This is a genomic window from Candidatus Cloacimonadota bacterium (genome assembly GCA_012516855.1).
GTDB lineage: Bacteria > Cloacimonadota > Cloacimonadia > Cloacimonadales > Cloacimonadaceae > Syntrophosphaera.
Genome location: JAAYWB010000131.1, coordinates 1 through 2,746 on the forward strand (window position 1 = coordinate 1; position 2,746 = coordinate 2,746).

The following is a 2,746-nucleotide window of genomic DNA, read 5'->3' on the forward strand; positions in this document are numbered from 1 at the left end:
TAGAACAGGTATATTGTCAGTATCTTGTAGCGCCTACACCGATGGGGCTACTGCTCCGCCAGCCACAAACGATGTGTTCTGTATGTTAGCGGTATCAGGGTACACCGAGGTACCTATTTACGACAGAGATTTGCAAAGCTACACATACAACCCAGCGACATCTGGGTCTGTAAGTCGCCTTGCAGTTAACGCTGGCAACAGTTTAGTTTTTATGTTTCGACTTGGTGCGCCTACAGCAAATGTCTGGCGCTACAACTATTCATTCCAATACGTTTAAGGAAATTGTATGAAAACATATTTAAAAGTACCTTTTGGTTTTATGTTAATGCCAGAAGAGATGATTGGCTTAAAAGGGTTTACTACATACCGAGAAGATGAAGCTGTTGTAAAAGATTGGCTAAAAGCAGAAGCCAAAAAAGCAGAAGCCAAAAAAGCAGAAGCAACCAAGAAAGGTTAATATGACTGCATTTGGAAACATGACGTTTGGTGGCGGTTTATCTGCAGCGCTATCTAACACTGGCAACGCTTATGCCCAAGATGTTACAGGTTGGATAGGTAAAGATGTTGACACCAGCAGACAGTTGCAAGCCGTTCGCGTTACTAGCCAGACCAACGGTTTTGACGCTTCTGGCAGTACGTCAGAAATAACAATACAGGTAAGGGGCTCAAACACCTTGCCTACATCTGCAATGAGCGGAGTAGTCATAGGCTCTCTGCCCACGTTTACCGATGTAAATGCGCTAACAACAAAAACTGTTTGGGTTACGGCGCTTTCGACATACGCCTACGTATGGGTTAATGTGTTCACAGGTGTTTGGTCTGCGGTAACTAATGTTGAGTATGTTTATTCTGTCATCTCATCAGACACCGACACCATTGTTTACCCTGTGATTTCGGGCTATTCGGTGATTAAGAAATCGGTCGATGAGCAAACACCATTGCCACAAGTGGCGGCGATTATTGCGCCACTAACTGTGAGGTTTGAGCTTGTCGCACCGACAGTATGCACGCTCAATTTCCAAACAAATTTTGTGCACAGAGGCGAATTATTCACGCCTAGCTATTTAGGTGTGGTGGGTGTGGGTGTGAGCTTTGAATACAAATACGCGCAAACGAAAGCAGGTGTTTTGGCAGCACCATTGCAACGATTCAAAAACGCATCAAGCGGCATGAATATCTATGACCGAAACCCAGCGCATTACGGTTCAGCAACCGTTGTCACAGCAGAGTTATTGCAAGCTGGCTTTTATGAGCTTGTGTGCTATGGGACAGCCCACACCGACGCAGATTCGCGTAACGGTTTAGTTGGTCTGTTGATAGAGGGTGGGCGTGGTTTGAATGGCTTGGTCATTACGCTTGCGCCCAATGCGAGTTTTTTATAAACACCAAAAAAGAAAGTGACAGGCATGACACCAGATGAACAAGAACAATTTATTGATGCTGTCACTGCTGCGGTCGCGGCGGCTGTCACTGCTGATAAAGCGACGATGTATCCACCAGAGCATTCGCAGTGGGTAGAGCTTGCAATCAAACGGCAAGCGCAATCAATTGCTTTGAGACAGGCAATTATCGAGAAATCAATCACAGGTTTAGTTTGGGCGAGTATTGTAGGTCTTACGTTGGTAATACGTGAGTGGTTAAACGCACATGGATTAAAAATATGAAACTAGTTGAAAACGCAAAACAAGCATGGCGCTGGTTCAGCGTTCAGGCTATGACATTAGCCACAGCCATACAAGGCGCATGGTTGTTGTTAGACACCGATATGAGGGCAGTTATCCCTTACAGCGATGTGGTAGTCCCATCGTTGACAGGCGTATTGCTAGTCCTGGGGATTGTTGGGCGCTTGTATAAACAAGACCTACCAAGCGACAAATGACACCCGTACAACTAGCCAAAGCCACAGGCGCACGCATTGACCGTGCTACTGAATGGCTACCCGTTATTGAAGCTGCCATGCTTGAATTTGGCATCAATACCCAACAACGACAAGCCATGTTTTTAGCTCAAATCGGGCATGAAAGCGGCGGTATGCGTTACACGGTGGAAATTTGGGGAAACACGGCTGCACAAATCAGCTATGAAGGGCGTAAGAACTTAGGCAATACCCAAGTAGGGGATGGCTTCAAATATCGCGGTAGAGGGCTTATACAGACCACTGGACGCTATAACTACGAAGCCACAGCGAAAGCACTAGGGATAGATTGTGTCAATAACCCTGATTTACTCGCAGAGCCTGAAAACGCTGCACGTTCTGCGGCGTGGTGGTGGCAATCCCACAACCTGAACAAGTACGCAGATGCAGACGATTGCAGAGGTTGTACGAAAGTTATCAACGGCGGTTACAACGGCTTAGAACAACGCCTAGCACTTTATGAAGCGGCTAAATCCGTATTGCCACAAGTAGAGATTCCAACGGTTAGAGCGCCATCAATGTTGACGGCGATTCTGACTATCTTAAAAACCGTTTTCACCATGTTTCAAAGGGGTAAACCATGAGCTTTTTTATTGGACTCATTATCGGTGCGGCATCAATGTATGCCTATCAGCGCGGAATGTTGGACACACCTATCGCGGCAGTAGTTGACCTTGTACGCAATTGGGGCAAGAAGTGAGCGACCTTGACGCAGCCAACGCAGCCCCGCCAGCTAGCGACAAAGAGCGTAAATCCGCGCTTGGTTGGATAGCTCTTATCGCTGTACTTGGTGTAATTGCACTTGTTATCGCAGGCGTTTACAGCTACAAA

General features: G+C 46.6%; 5 protein-coding genes. All 5 read left to right on the plus strand.

What is annotated here, in order from left to right:
• The first annotated feature begins 286 nt into the window (after positions 1-286).
• Genes GX466_09445 through GX466_09465 form a run of 5 tightly spaced genes read left to right on the plus strand, consistent with a single transcriptional unit; the run spans position 287 to position 2,499 of the window.
• Positions 287-457 carry a hypothetical protein gene (locus tag GX466_09445; protein ID NLH94419.1) on the plus strand — a complete coding sequence of 57 codons (171 nt, stop codon included), beginning with the start codon at positions 287-289 and terminating at the stop codon, positions 455-457.
• A 1-nt stretch (position 458) separates the two neighbouring features.
• Positions 459-1,382 (plus strand): hypothetical protein, encoded by a 924-nt coding sequence (locus GX466_09450; protein ID NLH94420.1) that lies wholly within the window; start codon positions 459-461, stop codon positions 1,380-1,382.
• A 24-nt stretch (positions 1,383-1,406) separates the two neighbouring features.
• Complete coding sequence (locus tag GX466_09455; protein ID NLH94421.1) at positions 1,407-1,664, plus strand: hypothetical protein; 258 nt, start codon at positions 1,407-1,409, stop codon at positions 1,662-1,664.
• Positions 1,661-1,879, plus strand: coding sequence for a hypothetical protein (locus tag GX466_09460; protein ID NLH94422.1), 219 nt, complete (start codon positions 1,661-1,663; stop codon positions 1,877-1,879). Before GX466_09455 ends, GX466_09460 begins: the two co-directional genes overlap by 4 nt.
• A complete protein-coding gene (locus GX466_09465; protein ID NLH94423.1) occupies positions 1,876-2,499 on the plus strand; it encodes a glycoside hydrolase family 19 protein in 624 nt (207 codons plus the stop codon). Before GX466_09460 ends, GX466_09465 begins: the two co-directional genes overlap by 4 nt.
• The last annotated feature ends 247 nt before the right edge of the window (positions 2,500-2,746 follow it).